Raw genomic sequence first — 18,900 nt, forward strand, 5'->3', positions numbered from 1 at the left:
CAACGCAACGGAGAAGGCCCCCGCTTCCGGATGGAAGCGGGGGCCTTCTGTCGCCCGGGTGGCGGGCTACTTCGCCGCGGCGTCGATCGCGGTGATGACGGTGCTGAGGTCGTCCAGGCGCTTGCCGTCGACGACGACCGTCGGCGTACCGAAGCCCTGCGTGCCCTGCAGCGCCTCGTCCGCGGTCACGAGGTTCGTGGACTTGGTCACCCAGCCCTTGAACTGCTCGCTCGAGAGGCACTCCGAGACGTTCGACCCGGTCGCACCGCCCGCCTTGACGAGCTTCGCGATCTCGGCGTTCGTCAGACCCGACGTGCCCTCGGTGGGCTGGTTGTCGAAGAACTGCGTCTGCACGTCCAAGAACTTGTCCGGCGCGTAGTTCGCGACGCACATGGCGGCGTTCGCGGCACGGCTGGCGTACCGCGAGCTCTGGTAGCTGCGGTCGAGGATCGACACCGGCTGGATGGCCAGCGTCGCCTCGCCGGACTTCACCTTGTCGAGGATCTGGTCGGCGTAGGTGGCCTCGAACTGCTTGCAGACCGGGCATGCCCAGTCGACGTACTCGGTCACCGCGACCGCGCCGTCCGAGTTCGACGTCGGGACGGCCGACGGGGTCCCCTTCGCGGAGACGGCCTTCGTGGTCACCGGGGTGACGTCGCCGCTCTCACCGGTGAACTGGATCGCGCCGGTGGCCATGTTCTTCGGCCCGGCCGCGGAGACCGCCGGCTGGTTGTTCACGTTCACCACGACGATGGCGATGATCGCGGCGATGGCCACGATGCCGAGGCCGATGCCGCCCTGCAGGAACCACTTGTTGCGACGCTTGCGTCGTCGCTCGGCGTCGGCGCGGGCCCGGGCGACGTCACGCGCGTGCGCGCGCCGCTCGTTCTTGGTCGGTCGGTCGTTGTTCGTCACGCTGTCCCCGTCGCTCAGGCGAACCAGAGCGCGAGCTCGCGCGCCGACGACTCGGTACTGTCCGAGCCGTGCACCAGGTTCTGCTGCACCTTGAGGCCCCAGTCACGACCGAGGTCGCCACGGATGGTGCCCGGTGCGGCCGAGGTCGGGTCGGTGGTGCCGGCGAGCGAACGGAAGCCCGCGATGACACCGTTGCCGGCGACGCGCACCGCGACGACGGGACCGGACTGCATGAACTCGACGAGCGGTTCGAAGAACGGCTTGCCCTGGTGCTCCTCGTAGTGCGCGTCCAGCAGGTCGCGCGGCGCGGTGAGCATCTTCAGGTCGACGATCTCGTAGCCCTTCGCCTCGATCCGGCGCAGGATCTCACCGGTGAGCTGGCGGGCGACGCCGTCGGGCTTGACGAGGACGAGGGTCTCTTCGAGGTCGGACACGCAGTACTCCTAGTGTGTTCGCGGGATCGGAGGGGGGAAGGTCAGTCCTCGCCCATGGCGGCCCGGCGCGCGGCGTTCTGACGGTCGAGCTGACCGCCCTTGGCGAAGCAGAAGACCCACAGCGCCAGGAACACCACGGCGACCGCGAACATGAACGGTTCGATGAACCCGGTGGCGAGGATGGCCGCCTGCAGCAGCCACCCGAACCATACACCGGCGCGGTTGCCGGTCAGGCGAGAGGCCAGGGCGAGCACGATCATCGCGCCGATGCCGCCGCCGAACGCGGCAGCCGGCGGCAGGGTCCCCTTGCCGAAGACGACGAGCATCGGGAAGAAGAACATGATCGCCTCGAGGATGAGCGTGATCGAGAGCAGGCTCTCCTGTGCCCCGCGGTCACGTCGCGGCTTGCGGGTGCGCGGCGCGCGACCCGGCCGGGAGGCACGTGGTGCGTCCGTCACTTCGTCTCGCCTTCCCGGTGGACCAGGTCCATGACGGCGCCCACCATCACGATGGAGCCCGCGACGAGCACGAGGGCGTCCTCGGCGTCCGCCTCGTCCGCGAGGTCACGGGCTTCCTGCAGCGCGGCGGCGAGCGACGGCTCGACGACGACGCGGTCCTCGCCGACCTCGTCGACGACGATCCGGGCGAACTCGTCCGCGTCGAGCGCACGCTCCCCCGGCGGCTGCGTGACGACGAAGGTCGCGACGGTCTCCTTGAGCGCACGGACGAAGCCGCGTGCGTCCTTGTCGCCGAGGATCCCGACGACACCGACGACGTGCTCCGACGGGAACGCCACGGGCAGCGCGTCCGCCAGGGCCTTCGCGCCGTGCGGGTTGTGCGCGGCGTCGACGACGACGGTCGGTTCGGTGGCGATCGGCTGGAGGCGGCCCGGGCTGGTCGCGCCCGCGAGGCCCTCCGACAGGACGTCCTCGTCGAGGGCCTGCGTGCCCCGGCCGAGGAACGACTCCACCGCGGCGATCGCGACGGCGGCGTTGTGCGCCTGGTGCTGGCCGAAGAGCGGCAGGAAGAGGTCGTCGTAGCGGCCGGCGATGCCCTGCACGGTGATGAGCTGTCCGCCCACTGCCGGCGTCACGTCCACGACGCTGAAGCCGGTGCCCTCGACCGCGAGGGTCGACTCGGTGAGCTCGGCCGCGCGCTCGAGTTCGACGAGTGCCTCGGGGACCTGCGCGCTGGACACCACGGCGGAGGACGGCTTGACGATGCCGGACTTGGTGCGGGCGATCTCGGCGACCGTGGCGCCGAGCTGCTTCGCGTGGTCGATGGCGATCGGCGTGAACACCGCGACCTGGCTCTGCACGACGTTCGTGGAGTCCCACTCACCGCCCATGCCGACCTCGATCACCGCGACGTCGACCGGCGCTTCGGCGAAGCACGCCAGCGCGAGGACGGTCAGGGCCTCGAAGAAGGTCAGCGGGAGCTCGCCCTTGTCGGTGAGCTCCTTGTCGGTCAGCTCGAGGACGGGGGCGATGTCGTCCCAGTTCTCCACGAACCGGTCCGCCGCGATCGGCTGCCCGTCGACGACGATGCGCTCGCGGATGGACACCAGGTGCGGACTCGTCATGAGCCCCGTGCGGAGCCCGTGGGCGCGGACGATGCTCTCGGCGATCCGCGCGGTCGACGTCTTGCCGTTCGTGCCCGTCACGTGGATCACCGGGTACGCCAGGTGCGGGTCGCCGAGGAGCTCGACGGCGCGACGGGTGGCGGTCAGGCGGTGCTCGGGCGACTGCTCGCCGATCCGGGCGTACAGCGCTGCCTCGACGCGCTTGACCTCGTCGTCGTCCCCGCCGTACGGCACGGCGTCGATCGGAGCGTCACCGGACGGACCCACCGGGATCCGGATGCCGTCCTCGTCGTGCTGCTCCTGCTCGTCGTGCTGGTCGTGCTGGTCGTACTGGTCGTCGTCGCTCATGCGCGTGACACCTCCACGGTCACCTTCGCACCGTCACCGACATCGGTGGTGGCGCCTGCCCCGAGGGGCACGATCTCGACGCTCGTCGCCAGGGTCTCCCCCGCGATGAGCTGCTGGTGGGTGCGCACCGACGCGTCGGCGGCCTCGTCGACCCCGAGGGTCAGGGCGATCCGGTCGCTGACGTCGAGGTCGGCGTCGCGACGGGCCTGCTGCACGGCACGGACGACGTCGCGGGCCAGCCCCTCGGCCTCGAGCTCGGGCGAGGTCACGGTGTCGAGCACCACGAAGCCGCCCTCGTCGAGGAACGCCACGGCCACCGACGGGTCGGCGACGGTGAGGTCGAGCGTGTACTCGCCCTCGATCAGGTCGACGCCGCCGACGGTGACGCCGGACTCGGTCGCGGTCCAGTCGCCCTTCTTGGCGGCCGGGATCACCTGCTGCACCTGCTTGCCGATGCGGGGGCCGGCGACCCGGGCGTTGACGGTGAGCTTCCGCTCGATGCCGTACTGCGCCAGGGACTCCTCGGCCTGGGGTTCGAGGACGACCCGCTTGACGTTGAGTTCGTCGCGGAGGATGTCGGCGAACGGTTCGACCGCCGCCGGGTCCGGCACCACCAGGGTCAGCGTCGCGAGCGGCAGGCGGACGCGCTTGCCGGTCGCCTTGCGGAGCGCGAGGCCCTTCGAGGCGACGTCGCGGACCCGGTCCATCGCGTCGACGAGGGCATCGTCGGCGGGGAACTCGGCAGCGTCCGGGAAGTCCGTCAGGTGCACGCTCCGACCACCGGTCAGGCCCTTCCAGATCTCCTCGGTGACGAGCGGGGCGAGCGGGGCCGCGACACGGGTGAGCGTCTCGAGCACCGTGTAGAGCGTGTCGAACGCGGCACGGGTCTCGAGGCCGGCGTCCGCGTCGGCGCCCGTCCAGAACTTGTCACGCGACCGGCGGACGTACCAGTTCGTCAGCACGTCGGCGAAGTCCCGCACGGCCTGGGCGGCGAGCGGTGTGTCGAGCGCGTCGAGGTGCGTGGTGACGTCCTCGACGAGCACCCGGGTCTTCGCGAGCAGGTACCGGTCGAGCACGTCGGTGCTGTCCGTGCGGCGGGTGGCCTGGTAGCCCTCCGGCCCGGAGGCGTTCGCGTACAGGGTGAAGAAGTAGTACGTCGACCACAGCGGGAGCATGAACTCGCGGACGCCCTGCCGGATGCCCTCTTCCGTGACGACGAGGTTGCCGCCGCGGATCACCGACGAGGACATCAGGAACCAGCGCATGGCGTCGGCCCCGTCGCGGTCGAAGACCTCGGAGACGTCCGGGTAGTTCCGGAGCGACTTCGACATCTTCTGGCCGTCCGAGCCGAGGACGATGCCGTGGCTGATGACGTTCTTGAAAGCAGGCCGGTCGAACAGCGCCGTGGACAGCACGTGCATGACGTAGAACCAGCCGCGGGTCTGCCCGATGTACTCGACGATGAAGTCGGCCGGGTTGTGCGACTCGAACCACTCCCGGTTCTCGAACGGGTAGTGCACCTGGGCGTACGGCATCGACCCGGAGTCGAACCAGACGTCGAACACGTCGGTGATCCGGCGCATCGTCGAGTTCCCGGTCGGGTCGTCGGGGTTCGGGCGGGTCAGGTCGTCGATGAACGGGCGGTGCAGGTCGACGTCGCCGTCGGCGTTCCGGGGCAGGCGGCCGAAGTCGCGCTCGATGTCCTCGAGCGAGCCGTACACGTCGGTGCGCGGGTACTCCGGGTCGTCGGACTGCCACACCGGGATCGGCGTGCCGAAGTAGCGGTTGCGCGACACCGACCAGTCGATGGCGTTGCCGACCCACTTGCCGAACTGGCCGTCCTTGACGTTCTCCGGAACCCAGTTGATGTCCTGGTTGAGCTCGCCCATCCGGTCGCGGAAGTCGGTGACCCGGACGAACCACGACGACACGGCCTTGTAGATGAGGGGCTTCCGGCACCGCCAGCAGTGCGGGTAGCTGTGCTCGTACGACGCCTGGCGCAGCAGCCGACCGGCCTCGCGCACGGCCCGGGTGAGCGGCTTGTTGGCGTCCGACCAGAGCATGCCGGCGACCTCGCCGAACTGCGAGGTGAAGACACCGCCCTCGTCGAGGGAGAGGACGACCGGGATGCCCGCGGCAGCGCAGACGACCTGGTCGTCGGCGCCGTAGGCCGGAGCCTGGTGCACGATGCCGGTGCCCTCACCGGTCTCCACGTAGTCCGCGACGAGGATCCGCCAGGCGTTCTCCATGCCCTCGGCGTCGGCGAGGAAGTCGAACAGGCGCTCGTACTCGACGCCGTCGAGCTCCGCACCCGCCAGGGTGCGGACGACCGCGGCAGCGGCGTCCTCCGCCGTCTCGTAGCCGAGGTCCTTCGCGTAGGCGGCCACGGTGTCCGAAGCCAAGAGGTACGAGACGGAACCGGCGGCACCACCGTCAGCCGCGCCTCCAGGCCCGGCCGGCAGCACCACGTACGAGACCGCAGGCCCGACGGCCAGCGCGGCGTTCGTGGGCAGGGTCCAGGGGGTCGTCGTCCAGGCGAGCGCACGCACGCCGTCGAGCCCGAGCTCCGTGGCTCGAGCACCGTGCAGCGGGAAGGAGACCGTGACGGACTGGTCCTGGCGCATCTTGTAGACGTCGTCGTCCATGCGCAGCTCGTGGTTCGACAGCGGCGTCTGGTCGTTCCAGCAGTACGGCAGGACCCGGAAGCCCTCGTACGCCAGGTCCTTGTCCCAGAGCTGCTTCCACGCCCAGAGCACGCTCTCCATGAACGTGACGTCGAGCGTCTTGTAGTCGTTCTCGAAGTCGACCCAGCGCGCCTGCCGGGTGACGTACTGCTGCCACTCGTCGGTGTACTGCAGCACGGACTTCTTGGCGGCGGCGTTGAAGACGTCGACGCCCATCTCGTCGATCTCGTGCTTCTCGGTGATGCCGAGCTGGCGCATCGCCTCGAGCTCGGCGGGCAGGCCGTGGGTGTCCCAGCCGAAGCGGCGGTGCACCTGCTTGCCGCGCATCGTCTGGTAGCGCGGGAAGACGTCCTTCGCGTAGCCGGTCAGCAGGTGCCCGTAGTGCGGCAGGCCGTTCGCGAACGGCGGGCCGTCGTAGAAGGTCCACTCATCGCAGCCCTGGCGTTGGTCGATGGACGCCTGGAACGTGTCGTCGCCCTTCCAGAAGGCGAGGATGCCCCGCTCGACGGCGGGGAACGACGGCGAGGGGACGACGCCATCGGCATCGGCGTTCAACGGGTACGGCACCGGGACTCCTTGTGGGTTCGCTCGATCTCCACGAGGACGGAGCACGCTCCGCGGTACCACCTCGCTTGCCACGCCGTGCTGTCCGCACGTCACGACCGCTCGTGTTCGGGTTCGGTGCGGCCCGGTCCGCCCGGTTCTACTGACGAGCCGCTCGCGCGGACCGCGTTCTTCCGGGAGCTCCCCGGTGATGGCCGGATCGACGCTCGTGTGACACGAGTTTAGCGGACGGGAGCATGCTGGAGTGATGCCCGACGACTCTGCCTCCGGCGAACGCCCGGAGTCCTCCCTCACCGTCATCATCGCCTTCGGTGCGAACCTGCTCGTCGCGATCGCGAAGACCGTCGCGTCGCTCATCTCCGGGTCCGCATCCATGGTGGCCGAGGCGGCACACTCGTGGGCGGACACCGGGAACGAGATCTTCCTGCTCGTCGCCGAACGACGGGGTGCCCGGAAGCGCGACACGGCCCACCCGCTCGGGTACGGCCGCGAGACCTACATCTGGTCGATGTTCGCCGCGTTCGGCCTGTTCACGGCCGGTGCCATCGTGTCGATCTACCACGGCATCTCGGAGCTCGGGGACACCGGCCCGGCCGAGGACGTGACGCTCAACTACATCGTGCTGGCGCTGTCGTTCTGCCTCGAGGGCACGAGCTTCCTGCAGGCCTACCGTCAGGCGCACGGTGCCGCGACCAAGCGGAAGGTGCCGGTGCTTCGGCACGTGCTGCAGTCGTCGAACCCGACCCTGCGCGCCGTGTTCGCCGAGGACGCCGCCGCGCTCATCGGCCTCGTCGTCGCGTTCCTCGGGGTGTTCCTGCACCAGATCACCGGCCTGGCGATCTTCGACGCGATCGGCTCGATCGCGATCGGCGTGCTGCTCGGGGTCGTCGCGATCATCCTGATCGACCGCAATCGCCGGTTCCTGCTCGGCGAGAGCACCTCGCCGGAGCTCGAGAACGCCGTGCTCGTCGAACTGCTCGGCCGGTCGCAGGTCGAGCGCGTCACGTACCTGCACCTGGAGTTCGTCGGGCCGTCCCGGGTGTACCTCGTCGCGGCGGTCGACCTGACCGGGAACGACACCGAGGAGCACGTCGCCGTGCGGCTGCGGGCGGTCGAGGCATCGCTCGAGGAGAGCCCGTACATCGAGGAGGCCGTGCTCACCCTGAGCCTGCCGGGTGACGCCTCGCTGCGGCCGACCACGTCGGACGTGCCCGAGGTCGTGCGCGACGGGACGGTCGAGGATGTGTCGGCGGGTGGTGCGGGGACCCTGCGCACCGACTGAGCGGCGGCGAATCGGGCGTCAGTGCGCGTCGAGGCCGGCGGTGACGGGGGTGAGCGCCGCGCCGACGTACTCGACGAGCGGGCGACGCCCCACACCGTCGCGGACCCACACCCCGAACCCCGCAGCGGCGGCCCCGAGCATCGCGCCCGACACCGTCTGCGGCCAGAGCGACCCAGGCTGCTCCCCCGTGCGCGCGGCCACGAACGCCGCGACCGCCGCGTGCTGCGCCATCACCCGCACGGCGACCCCGGCCACCAGCTCGGAGCCGATGCCCATCACCTCGGCCTGCGCGACGGCCCACGGCACCCGCTCGGGGTCGTGCGCCCGGGCGGCGGCGAGCAGGGCTTCCTCCACCGCACGCACCGCACTCGGTTCGGTCGAGGCCGCCAGGTGCGCCGGCAGCTCACGGACGGCGGCGTCGAGCTCGAGCCACATGACGTCGGACTTCGCCGTGAAGTAGTTGAAGAACGTGGCGCGGCTCACCCCGGCCCGCGCGGCGATCTGGTCCACGGTGGTGCGGCCGTACCCCTGCTCGAGGAAGAGCTCGGCGGCGGCGTCGGCGAGCACGTCCGCGCTCGATCGTCGGGGGCGCCCACCTCGGCGGATCGGTTCGTCCATGGGCCCCAGTAAACCGCTAGACTCGTCCAGCCATGATCTTGGACTCAGTACAGAAAACCGTCGCCGCCGTCGCGAGCGCCACCGCCGTCGTCCTCGTCCTCGCCGCGTGCAGCGGTGCGGGGACGACCACCACGAGCAGCGAGCCGGTCAACGGCGGGACCCTGACGTACGCCTCCGGCGACGCCGAGCCCACCTGCCTCGACCCGCACGTCGGCGGCAACTACCCGCAGGCGCTCCTGGCGACGCAGTACATCGAGGAGCTCGTCGGGCTCGAGGACGGCAAGCCGACCCCCGAGCTCGCGACGAAGTGGACCACGAGCGACGACGGGAAGACCCTGACGTTCACGCTCCGCGACGATGTCTCCTTCACCGACGGCACCCCGTTCGACGCCGCCGCCGTCGTGGCGAACATCGAGCACGTGCAGGACCCGGCCACCGCATCGAGCACCGGGTACCTCGCGCTGCAGTCGATCACGAAGGCGACCGCCACCGACGACCACACCGTGACGCTCACCCTGAGCCGTCCGGACAGCGCGCTGCTCGAGTCGTTCTCACAGCCCTGGGTCGGCATGGAGTCCCCGAAGGCCCTCGAGCGCAAGCAGGCGACGAACTGCGAGTCGCCCGTCGGCACCGGCCCCTTCGAGGTCACCGGCTGGAAGCACGGCGACCGCGTCACCCTGACGAAGAACAGCGAGTACTGGGGGAAGACGAAGCCGCGCCTGTCCGGGATCACGTGGCGCTTCCTGCCCGACTCGACCTCGCGGTACGCCGCGCTGCAGTCCGGACAGGTCGACGTGATCGACAACGCCCAGCCCGACCAGCTCAAGGCGGCGTCGTCGAAGGGGTCGATCCGCGACCTCGACGCCCCACGCCCCGGCGCCTCGAACCGGCTCGAGCTCAACTCCGGCCACGGCGTCTTCCGCGACCAGGCGGTCCGCCAGGCGTTCATCGCCGGAGCCGAGATCGACCCCGGCCTGCAGTCGCTGTTCCTCGGCACCGCGAAGCGCTCGTACTCGGTGCTCTCCAGTGCCGAACCGCTGGCCTACTCGGAGAAGAGCCGGTTCGACTACTCGCCGAAGAAGGCGGAGCAGCTGCTCGACGACGCCGGGTGGAAGGTCGGGTCCGACGGCATCCGCGAGAAGGACGGCCAGCAGCTCACCGTGACGTTCCCGGTCTCGACGAACCAGTCGGTCCCCGCCGAACGCAGCCTGTTCCAGCAGATCCAGGCATCCGAGAAGGCCGTCGGCTTCAAGGTGGTGCTCGACGAGCTCGACCTCTCCAGCTGGTACGCCGCCCTCGCTGCGAACGAGTACGACGTCGTCAGCGCCCCGTACACGAAGGTCGGCCCGGACGTCCTGCGCATCCTGTACGACAGCGCGAGCATCACGCCGGCACCGTCCGGGTACTTCGCGAACCTCGCCCAGCTCGACGACCCGGCGCTCGACGACCTGCTCGAACAAGCCGCCCGGACCTCCGACGCCGACGAGCGCGCCGACCTCTACGAGCAGGCGCAGAAGACGATCCTGGCGAGCGACACCGTGCTGCCGCTCTACGACCAGCAGAACCACTTCCTGGTGCGGTCCGCCGTGCACGGCATCTCCACCACCTCGGTGTCCACGCCGTGGTTCGGCACGGCCTGGATCGACCGCTGACGCAGATGGGCTGGGTCTGGTGGGCCGTCCGACGGCTCGCGGGCGGCATCGGCGTGCTCTGGGCCGTCGCGACGATCGTGTTCGTCGCGATCCGGCTCATCCCCGGCGACCCGGCCCTCGCGATCCTCGGCGGGCCGGGGTCCCAGGCCTCGGCGGAGGCCGTCGCCCAGGTCCGGCACGAGTACGGCCTCGACCAACCGGTGCTCGTGCAGTACGCGGTGTTCCTCGGCCGGCTCGCGACCGGGCAGCTCGGGGACTCGTACGCGTTCCGCACCCCGGTCGCGACGCTCCTCGGCCAGCAGCTGCCCGTCACGCTGACCCTGGCGGTGGCCGGGCTGCTCGTCGCCTGGGTCCTGGCGATCGTCGCCGCCTGGTGGTCGACGCAGCGCGGACGCGTCGCCGCGGGGCTGACCAGCGCGTTGAGCGTGACGGCGAGCGTGATGCCGCACTTCTGGCTCGGCAGCGTGCTCATCGTCGTGTTCGCCAGCGCACTCGGATGGGTGCCCGCGGTCAGTGACGGCACCGCACGGGGCTGGGTGCTGCCGGTGGTCACCGTCGCCGTCCCGGTCGCGGGGTACCTCGCCGAGACGGTGCGGGACGGGGTCGTCGACGCGCAGCGGTCCGCGTTCGCGCTCGCCGCGCGGGGGCGTGGTGAGACGCGCTTCGGGCTCTTCTGGCGGCACCTGCTCCGGCACGCCGCCCTGCCCGGGATCGCACTGTCCGCCTGGGCGTTCGGGTCCCTCGTGTCCGGGGCGGTCGTCGTCGAGTCGGTGTTCGCGCTGCCCGGCATCGGCCGCGCCCTCGTCACCGCGGTGACGCAGCGGGACATGCCCCTCGTCGCGGGCATCGCCCTGGTCTCGGCTGCGGCGTACGTCGTCGTGCTCGCGGTCGCCGACCTCGTCGAACGGGCGGTCGACCCGCGCAGCGGGGGCGCAGGCAGCGGAGGCCCGCGCACCGGGGGCGCACGCACCGGAGGCCCGCGCACCGGACGCCCACGCCTCGGACGCCTACGCACCGGTGGCGCGCGCACGCGAGCCGACCAGCGCCGTGGGCCCAGCCACGAGGCGGAGGCACGATGAGCGGCATCGCCGAGCCGAGCCTCCAGGCCGGTGGTCCCAGCCGCCCGCCCGTCGCAGGCCTCCGACACCCCCACGCGCTCACGGTGCCCGCCGTCGTGGCGGGGGTCGTCGTCCTGCTCGCCGTCGTCGCGGCGGCCTGGCCAGCGGTCCTCGGCGGCGCCGACCCACTCGCGGTGCACCCAGCCGATGCCCTCCAGCCCCCCGGTGCCGCACACCCGTTCGGCACCGACGAGTCCGGGCGCGACGTCCTGGCGCGGGTCGTCGCCGGCACCCGCGCATCTCTGGTGGTCGGCGTCGTCGCGACCCTGGTCGGCGGCGGGACCGGCGTCGTGCTCGGGGTCGTCGCCGGCCTCGGTGCGGGTGCCGGTCGGGTCGGCAGGCTCCTCGACGCGGTGATCGGCCGCGTCACCGAGGTCGCCTTCGCCCTGCCGCTGCTCCTCGTCGCCCTCGTCGTCATCGCCGTCACCGGCCCCGGTCCGGTCCCCGCGATGCTCGCCGTCGGGTTCGCCACCGCGCCCGGCTACGCCCGGATCGTCCGGGGGCTCGTCCGTGCGGCGCGCGGATCCCAGGTGGTCGAGACGGCCGTCGTCCTCGGCCGCTCCCCCGCCCGCATCCTGCTCCGACACGTCCTGCCGACCGCGCTCTGGCCCGTCGTCGCCGTCGGCACGCTCGGCGTCGGGCAGGCGATCGTGTGGGCCTCGGCACTGAGCTACCTCGGCGTCGGCACGCCACCACCCGCTCCCGAGTGGGGCGCGATGCTCGCCGACGGCCGGACCTACCTGCAGACCGCACCGTGGATGAGCACCTTCCCCGGGCTCGCCATCGTGGTGCTCGCGACCGCCGTCACCGTGCTCGGTCGCGCGATCCGACGAACAGGAGTCACGCGATGACCCGCGTCCTCGACATCCGCGGCCTCACGGTCGCCATCGACCGCGTCCCGATCGTGCACGGCGTCGACCTGCACGTCGAGGCCGGCGAGTGCGTCGCCCTCGTCGGCGCCTCCGGGTCCGGCAAGACCGTCACCGCTCGTGCCGCGCTCGGCCTGTCCGCACCCGGCTCCGCCGTGCGCGCGGAGGCACTCACCGTCGCCGGCCTCGACGTCCGCGCGTTCTCCGACCGGCGCTGGCGGCAGGTGCGCGGGTCGCGGGTCGGCTACGTCGGCCAGGAGGCACTGGGCGCCTTGGACCCGCTGCGTCCGGTCGGGCGCGAGGTCGCCGACACCCTCCGCCTCCACACCGAGATGGGTGCGGCTGAGCGCGTGTCCGCCGTGCGTGATGCCCTGCGTGCGGTCGGGCTCGACCCGGCCATCGCCACCGACGGCCGACTCGCGGGGACCCTGTCCGGCGGGATGCGGCAGCGGGCACTCATCGCCGCGGCGACCGTCGGGTCCCCAGCGCTCCTCGTCGCGGACGAGCCGACGACTGCGCTGGACGCCGGGATCGCGGTCACCGTGATGGAGCAGCTCCGGTCGGCGCAGCAGCGGGGAGCGGGGCTGCTCGTGATCACGCACGACCTCGGGTTGGTGGCGGGGTGGGCCGATCGCGTGGCGGTCGTCCACGAGGGCCGGATTGTCGAGCAGGGACCGGTGGAGTCGGTGCTGCGGGAGCCGCAGCACGAGGCGACGCGGGCGCTGGTGCGTGCGGCGTCGCACGGTGCGAGGGCGGGCGGGGCTGGTGGCGCGCCGGGGTCGCACGGTGCGAGGCCGGGCGAGGCTGGTGGCGCGCCGGGGTCGCACGGTGCGAGGGCGGGCGGGGCGGCGGCCGCAGTGTGCGAGGTTCCGAGCACTGTGCGAGGCGCCGCGGGTCGCACGGAGCGCGGAACCTCGCACAGTGCGGAGTCCGGTGCGGAGTCGGGTGCGGAGCCGACCTCGCACGGTGCGACGGGAGTCCTCGTGGCGGAGGGGCTCTCGCGCGCCTTCGACGGGGTGCCCGCGGTCGACCGGGTGTCGTTCGAGCTCGATCGGGGCCGGGTCCTCGGGGTGATCGGGGCCTCCGGGTCCGGCAAGACCACGCTGGCGCGCATGCTCCTCGGCCTCGAGACCCCCGACGCCGGCACCGTGACCCTGGCCGGCGAACCGTGGGCACCACTGCCCGAGCGCGACCGGCGACCCCGGCGGCACCGGCTGGCCGCCGTCGTGCAGGACCCCGGCGCCACGTTCGACGAGCGGTGGTCGGTGGAGCGGGTGCTCGCCGATGCGCTGTCACGGGGCGACGAACGCCGGGCGCGCGGATCCCTCGCCGATCGGGTGGACGCAGCCCTCCGACAGGTCGACCTCGATCCGGCACTGCGCTCGCGGTCCCCGCTCACGTTGTCGGGCGGACAGCGGCAACGGCTCGCGATCGCCCGGGCACTGGCGACCGACCCCGAGGTGATCGTGCTCGACGAGCCGGTCACCGCGCTCGACGCCACCGTGCAGGACGCCGTGCTGTCGCTGCTCGAACGGCTCCGTGACGAGACCGGTGTGGCGATGGTGTTCGTGTCGCACGACCTGCGTGCCGTGCGACGGATGGCCGACGACGTGCTCGTCCTGCACGAGGGCGCGGTCGTCGAGCAGGGCTCAGCGACCCAGGTGTTCGAGCACCCGGCACACCCGGTGACCGCACACCTGCTCCAGGCCGCCGAGCAGCTCGCCGCGGGCCCACTGGCTGTGGCCGGCACGGCGATCGGCACCCCGCCCGGCACCGCGACCGGCACCGACGTTTCGCGCTGAGCGACACTTCACGGGGCGCGGGACCCGTGAATTGTCGCTGAGCGCGAAGCGCGGCCGAGCGGTGCGCGGCCGAGCGGTGCGCGGCCGAGCGAAGCGCGGCCGAGCGGCTCGCAGGCGGGCCCGCACCACGGCCCTGAACGTGACCGGAGGCCCGGCGCGCGTCCGTGGCGGACGTGCACCGGGCCTCCAAGGCGGGTCTGACCGGGGGTCAGGAGTCCGCGGACTCCTTCTTCGGGACGTCACCCGAGATGATCGGGATCTCGCTCGTCGAGAAGTCCTTCGCCCAGTCGGACTGCGCGAGCTCCGAGGTCGGGTCGTTGTAGTCGTCGATGACCCCGGCGACCTCGTCCTCCGAGCCGACCGTCGGGCCGGAGCCCATCAGCGGGGACGCGGCGGTCTCCTTGGTGAAGTACACCGCGACGAGCCCGATGACGGCAGCCGCCATCAGGTAGAACGCCGGGATGTCCTCGGCCCAGCCGAAGCCGGCTTCCTTCGCGCCGTTGATCAGCGCGGCGGTCGCGAGCGGCGTGGTGCCACCGAACAGGGACACCGAGACGTTGAACGCGATGGCGAGGGCGCCGTAGCGGATGATCGTCGGGAACAGCGCGGGCAGCGTCGACGGCATGGTCGAGGTGAACGTGACGAGCACGACGCCGAGGATGAGCAGCCCGGCGAACACGCCGACACCGGTGCCGGTCTGGACGAGCTTGAGGGCCGGCCAGGACAGCAGGATGAAGCCGATGCAGCCAGCGGCGAGCACCGGACGACGGCCGAACCGGTCGGACAGGCGACCGCCGAAGGTGATCACGACCATCATGAGCAGCATCACGACGACGATCAGGATCAGGCCGAACGTGGCGTTCTGGCCGAGGTTCTGCTCGAGGTAGGTCGGCATGTACGACAGCAGCATGTAGTCGGTCACGTTGAAGACCAGGACCAGGCCGATGCAGATGATGAGCGAGCGCCAGTTCTCGGCGAAGAGCTTGAGGAACGGCGTCTTCTGCCCCTCGCGCTCGGCGGCCTGCTCCTGCTGCTTCTGGAAGGCCGGGGTCTCCTCGAGCTTGAGGCGCAGGTACAGCCCGATCAGACCGAGCGGGCCGGCGATGATGAACGGGATGCGCCAGCCCCAGCTGAGCAGTGCGTCCTCGGACAGGCCGAACTGCAGGCCGGTGACGATCGACGCGCCGAGCACGTAGCCGGCGAGCGTGCCGAACTCGAGCCACGAGCCCATGAACCCGCGGCGCTTGTCGGGCGAGTACTCGGCGATGAACGTCGCGGCGCCGCCGTACTCACCACCGGTCGAGAAGCCCTGCACGAAGCGGGCGACGAGCAGCAGGATCGGCGCCCAGAAGCCGATCGAGTCGTACGAGGGGATCAGGCCGATCATCAGCGTGCCGGCGGCCATCAGGATCATCGTCAGCGCGAGGACCTTCTGGCGGCCGATCTTGTCGCCGATCGGGCCGAAGACGGCACCACCGATCGGGCGGACGATGAAGGCCGCGGCGAAGAACCCGAAGGTCGCGACGATGTTCGCGGCCGGGTCGCCCTGCGGCAGGAAGACCTGCGAGATCGTGACCGTGAGGTACGCGAAGATGCCGAAGTCGAACCACTCCATCGCGTTGCCGAGCGCGGCGGCGGCCACGGCACGCTTGAGCAGCGACTCCTCGACGACGGTGACGTCGTCCTTCGTCAGGTTGCGCCGAGCGCGCTTCGCAGCGCCCTTCGTGCGCATCGGCCGGTCGCCGTGCGGCGCCGGCCGGTCGCCGTGCGGGTGGGGTGCGTCGTTCGGTGCCAAGAGAGTTCCTCCGGTGTGCGGTGCGTCCTTCGGGCGTCCGGCGGACGGCAACGGTGCAGCTCCTGCGAACCCGCGCTCGCCGGACAAACTCCGACAGACTATCAGGCGACCGGCGTGTCTGGTAGGCCCGTGTGCTAGAGCGCCGGAACCGGCCAGCGACGGGCACGGGGTGGCCGCTACGATTGGGGGCACCGCGCGTCAGGCGTGGACACTCAGGCACCTCATCACGGACTCGGTGCCGCACATAGCGATCGAAAGGCGCAGCCATGACCAAACCCATGCCCGAGAAGCCGAGCGTCGACGGACTGGAGCAGGTCTGGGGGCCGGTCTGGGAGCAGGACGGCACCTACCGCTTCGACCGCGACGCCGCCGGCCACCGTGACGCCGTCTACTCGATCGACACCCCGCCGCCGACGGCCTCCGGCTCGCTGCACATCGGTCACGTGTTCTCGTACACGCACACCGACCTCAAGGCCCGGTTCGAGCGCATGCGCGGCAAGCACGTCTTCTACCCGATGGGCTGGGACGACAACGGCCTGCCCACCGAGCGCCGTGTGCAGAACTACTACGGGGTCCGCTGTGACCCGACGCTCCCCTACGACCCCGGCTTCACGCCGCCGTTCGAGGGCGGCGACGGCAAGTCGTCGAAGGCCGCCGACCAGCTGCCGATCTCGCGCCGCAACTTCATCGAGCTGTGCGACCAGCTGACCGTGCAGGACGAGCAGCAGTTCGAGGAGCTCTTCCGCACCCTCGGCCTGTCGGTCGACTGGACCCAGTCGTACCGCACCATCGACGACACCTCGCGGGCGAGCGCGCAGCGTGCCTTCCTCCGCAACCTCGAGCGCGGCGAGGCCTACCAGGCCGACGCCCCGACCCTGTGGGACGTGACGTTCCGCACCGCGGTCGCGCAGGCCGAGCTCGAGGACAAGGAGATGCCCGGCGCCTACCACGGCATCGCGTTCCACCGTGCGGACGGCGGCGACGACGTCGTCATCCAGACGACCCGCCCCGAGCTGCTGCCGGCGTGCGTCGCCCTCGTCGCGCACCCGGACGACGAGCGGTTCCAGGACCTCTTCGGCACCACGGTCCGCTCCCCACTGTTCGACGTCGAGGTCCCGGTGCTCGCACACCACCTGGCGCAGAAGGACAAGGGCGCCGGCATCGCGATGGTCTGCACCTTCGGTGACACCACCGACGTGGTCTGGTGGCGTGAGCTGCAGTTGCCGAACCGCGCGATCCTCGGCTTCGACGGCCGCGTGCGCTCCGAGCAGCCCGCCTGGATCGAGTCGCCCCGTGGCCAGGAGCTCTACGCCGAGATGGCCGGCAAGACCGTGTTCTCGGCGAAGAAGGTCGTCGTGGACGCCCTCACCGAGTCGGGCGGCCTGATCGGCGACGTGAAGACGATCCAGCACCCGGTGAAGTTCTTCGAGAAGGGCGACAAGCCCCTCGAGATCGTCTCGACCCGCCAGTGGTACATCGTCAACGGCGCCCGCGACGAGGCCCTCAAGGCGAAGCTCCGTGCCCGCGGCGAGGAGATCGCGTTCCACCCGGACTTCATGCGCGTCCGGTACGACAACTGGGTCGGTGGCCTGTCCGGCGACTGGCTCATCTCCCGCCAGCGCTTCTTCGGTGTGCCGATCCCGGTCTGGTACCCCCTCGACGCCGACGGCAACCCGGTGTTCGACCAGCCGATCGTCCCGACCGAGGCACAGTTGCCCGTCGACCCGTCGTCCGACCCGGCTCCCGGCTACTCCGAGGACCAGCGCGGCGTCGCCGGTGGGTTCCAGGGCGAGCTCGACGTGATGGACACCTGGGCCACCTCGTCGCTGACCCCGCAGCTCGCGGGCAAGTGGGAGACCGACCCGGAGCTCTACGGCCTCGTCTACCCGTACGACGTCCGCCCGCAGGCGCAGGACATCATCCGGACGTGGCTCTTCACGACGGTGCTCCGCAGCCAGCTCGAGGCCGACGTGGTGCCGTGGAAGCACGCGAGCATCTCCGGCTTCATCGTCGACCCCGACCGCAAGAAGATGTCGAAGTCGAAGGGCAACGTCGTCACGCCGCTGTCGATCCTCGAGCAGCACGGTGCGGACGCGGTCCGGTACTGGGCGGCCTCGTCGAAGCTCGGCACCGACGCGGCGTTCGACCCGCAGAACCCGAAGCAGATCAAGGTCGGCCGACGTCTGGCGATCAAGGTCCTGAACGCGGCGAAGTTCGTCTACGGCTTCCCGCTGCCCGAGGGCGCCACGAGCGTCACCGAGGCACTCGACGTCGACATGCTCGCCGAGCTCGGTTCGGTCGTCGAGCAGGCCACCACGGCGTTCGACGGGTTCGACCACGCCCGCGCCCTCGAGATCACCGAGCGCTTCTTCTGGACGTTCTGCGACGACTACCTCGAGCTCGTGAAGGAGCGTGCCTACGGCACCGCTGCCGACGCGACGCACGAGACGCAGGCGAGCGCCGTCCTGGCGCTCCGCGCCGCCATCGACGTGCAGCTGCGTCTCCTGGCACCGTTCCTGCCGTTCGCGACGGAGGAAGTGTGGGCCTGGACCCACGAGACGAGCGTGCACCGGGCCTCCTGGCCGACCGCTGCCGACCTGCCCACCGACGCGGCCCCCACCGGGCTGCTCGCGGCCGTCGGACAGGCGCTCATCGGGATCCGCGGTGCGAAGACGGCGGCGAAGGCGTCCCAGAAGACGCCCGTGACCCGCGCGGTCGTCGCGGCCCCGGCCGAGACGCGCGTGCTCATCGAGCAGGCTGCGGTGGACCTGGCGGCCGTCGGCCGCATCGAGAACCTGTCGTTCGTCGACGGCGCGGAGCTCGAGGTCACCGAGATCGAGCTCGCGGAGCAGCAGGCGTAACGTCGGCGATCCGGGCCGGGTCGCGTCTGCGACCCGGCCCGTCAACCACCGGACTGGAGGCACGGATGCAGTTGGGCACACGCTGGAACGTGGGTGGGGAACCGCCTGCGCGGCTGCCCGAGGCGATGGTCGTCGCCGTGCGGGAGGTCGAGGACGAGCTCGCGACGGAGTCCGTCGACACGGCAACGTGGGGCTGGACCCTGACGTTCCTCGAGGGCAAGCCGATCGTCGAGCTCGACGACGGCACCTCGATCCACCTCGACGCGCTCGGGCACGCCCAGGTGACGGACCCGGACGACGCCGCGGAAGAGGACTGACGCGGGCGCGCTCGCCCGCTGCGCTCGCTTGGTGAGCAGAAATGGTCGGGTCCCGTGCG

The 18,900-nt window shown here is 71.2% G+C and carries 14 protein-coding genes; 7 read left to right on the forward strand and 7 right to left on the reverse strand.

Features of this window, described 5'->3' with window-relative positions; translation table 11 throughout:
- Positions 1-66: 66 nt before the first annotated feature.
- Genes EDF19_RS01320 through ileS form a run of 5 tightly spaced genes read right to left on the reverse strand, consistent with a single transcriptional unit; the run spans position 67 to position 6,530 of the window.
- A complete protein-coding gene (locus EDF19_RS01320) occupies positions 67-915 on the reverse strand; it encodes a thioredoxin domain-containing protein (RefSeq protein WP_123679161.1) in 849 nt (282 codons plus the stop codon).
- Between the two features lie 14 nt (positions 916-929).
- Complete coding sequence (gene ndk, locus EDF19_RS01325; protein WP_079238588.1) at positions 930-1,349, reverse strand: nucleoside-diphosphate kinase; 420 nt, start codon at positions 1,347-1,349, stop codon at positions 930-932.
- A gap of 41 nt (positions 1,350-1,390) precedes the next feature.
- The gene (locus tag EDF19_RS01330; RefSeq protein WP_123679162.1) at positions 1,391-1,807 is read right to left on the reverse strand and encodes a DUF4233 domain-containing protein; all 417 of its coding nucleotides are present in this window, start codon (positions 1,805-1,807) and stop codon (positions 1,391-1,393) included.
- Positions 1,804-3,279 carry a folylpolyglutamate synthase/dihydrofolate synthase family protein gene (locus EDF19_RS01335; protein WP_185022619.1) on the reverse strand — a complete coding sequence of 492 codons (1,476 nt, stop codon included), beginning with the start codon at positions 3,277-3,279 and terminating at the stop codon, positions 1,804-1,806. The genes EDF19_RS01330 and EDF19_RS01335 overlap by 4 nt, the downstream gene beginning before the upstream one ends.
- Positions 3,276-6,530, reverse strand: a complete 3,255-nt coding sequence (gene ileS / locus EDF19_RS01340; RefSeq protein WP_123679163.1) for an isoleucine--tRNA ligase — start codon at positions 6,528-6,530, stop codon at positions 3,276-3,278. The genes EDF19_RS01335 and ileS overlap by 4 nt, the downstream gene beginning before the upstream one ends.
- A gap of 244 nt (positions 6,531-6,774) precedes the next feature.
- On the opposite strand from ileS, the gene EDF19_RS01345 reads away from it, so the two are divergent.
- On the forward strand, positions 6,775-7,809 hold the full coding sequence (locus tag EDF19_RS01345) for a cation diffusion facilitator family transporter (protein WP_123679164.1): 1,035 nt from the start codon (positions 6,775-6,777) through the stop codon (positions 7,807-7,809).
- Positions 7,810-7,827: 18 nt separating this feature from the next.
- Here the strand turns inward: EDF19_RS01345 and EDF19_RS18935 are convergent, their stop codons facing one another.
- A complete protein-coding gene (locus EDF19_RS18935) occupies positions 7,828-8,427 on the reverse strand; it encodes a helix-turn-helix domain-containing protein (protein WP_185022620.1) in 600 nt (199 codons plus the stop codon).
- A 32-nt stretch (positions 8,428-8,459) separates the two neighbouring features.
- On the opposite strand from EDF19_RS18935, the gene EDF19_RS01355 reads away from it, so the two are divergent.
- The 4 genes from EDF19_RS01355 to EDF19_RS01370 are packed head-to-tail and all read left to right on the forward strand — an operon-like array spanning position 8,460 to position 13,868.
- Positions 8,460-10,079, forward strand: a complete 1,620-nt coding sequence (locus tag EDF19_RS01355) for an ABC transporter substrate-binding protein (protein ID WP_123679165.1) — start codon at positions 8,460-8,462, stop codon at positions 10,077-10,079.
- A gap of 5 nt (positions 10,080-10,084) precedes the next feature.
- Entirely contained in the window at positions 10,085-11,158 is a 1,074-nt protein-coding gene (locus tag EDF19_RS01360) for an ABC transporter permease (RefSeq protein WP_260216833.1), read from the forward strand.
- A complete protein-coding gene (locus EDF19_RS01365) occupies positions 11,155-12,048 on the forward strand; it encodes an ABC transporter permease (protein ID WP_123679166.1) in 894 nt (297 codons plus the stop codon). The genes EDF19_RS01360 and EDF19_RS01365 overlap by 4 nt, the downstream gene beginning before the upstream one ends.
- Positions 12,045-13,868, forward strand: a complete 1,824-nt coding sequence (locus EDF19_RS01370; RefSeq protein WP_123679167.1) for an ABC transporter ATP-binding protein — start codon at positions 12,045-12,047, stop codon at positions 13,866-13,868. Before EDF19_RS01365 ends, EDF19_RS01370 begins: the two co-directional genes overlap by 4 nt.
- Positions 13,869-14,076: 208 nt before the next feature.
- Here EDF19_RS01370 and proP read toward each other — a convergent pair whose 3' ends face one another.
- Entirely contained in the window at positions 14,077-15,663 is a 1,587-nt protein-coding gene (gene proP, locus EDF19_RS01375) for a glycine betaine/L-proline transporter ProP (RefSeq protein WP_260216834.1), read from the reverse strand.
- A gap of 266 nt (positions 15,664-15,929) precedes the next feature.
- Between proP and valS the strand changes: the two genes are divergently transcribed.
- Positions 15,930-18,524 carry a valine--tRNA ligase gene (gene valS, locus EDF19_RS01380; RefSeq protein ID WP_123679168.1) on the forward strand — a complete coding sequence of 865 codons (2,595 nt, stop codon included), beginning with the start codon at positions 15,930-15,932 and terminating at the stop codon, positions 18,522-18,524.
- Between the two features lie 65 nt (positions 18,525-18,589).
- Entirely contained in the window at positions 18,590-18,841 is a 252-nt protein-coding gene (locus tag EDF19_RS01385; protein WP_185022621.1) for a hypothetical protein, read from the forward strand.
- Positions 18,842-18,900: the final 59 nt, after the last annotated feature.

Source organism: Curtobacterium sp. PhB115, assembly GCF_003752025.1.
Classification (GTDB): Bacteria; Actinomycetota; Actinomycetes; order Actinomycetales; family Microbacteriaceae; genus Curtobacterium.

Excerpts from the sequence above, each read along its gene's own strand:
- EDF19_RS18935 (WP_185022620.1), bottom strand. The coding sequence starts at position 8,427 with ATGGACGAACCGATCCGCCGAGGTGGGCGCCCCCGACGATCGAGCGCG.
- EDF19_RS01385 (WP_185022621.1), top strand. The coding sequence starts at position 18,590 with ATGCAGTTGGGCACACGCTGGAACGTGGGTGGGGAACCGCCTGCGCGG.
- valS (WP_123679168.1), top strand. The coding sequence starts at position 15,930 with ATGACCAAACCCATGCCCGAGAAGCCGAGCGTCGACGGACTGGAGCAG.
- EDF19_RS01365 (WP_123679166.1), top strand. The coding sequence starts at position 11,155 with ATGAGCGGCATCGCCGAGCCGAGCCTCCAGGCCGGTGGTCCCAGCCGC.
- EDF19_RS01335 (WP_185022619.1), bottom strand. The coding sequence starts at position 3,279 with ATGAGCGACGACGACCAGTACGACCAGCACGACCAGCACGACGAGCAG.
- EDF19_RS01360 (WP_260216833.1), top strand. The coding sequence starts at position 10,085 with ATGGGCTGGGTCTGGTGGGCCGTCCGACGGCTCGCGGGCGGCATCGGC.
- EDF19_RS01345 (WP_123679164.1), top strand. The coding sequence starts at position 6,775 with ATGCCCGACGACTCTGCCTCCGGCGAACGCCCGGAGTCCTCCCTCACC.
- EDF19_RS01370 (WP_123679167.1), top strand. The coding sequence starts at position 12,045 with ATGACCCGCGTCCTCGACATCCGCGGCCTCACGGTCGCCATCGACCGC.
- EDF19_RS01355 (WP_123679165.1), top strand. The coding sequence starts at position 8,460 with ATGATCTTGGACTCAGTACAGAAAACCGTCGCCGCCGTCGCGAGCGCC.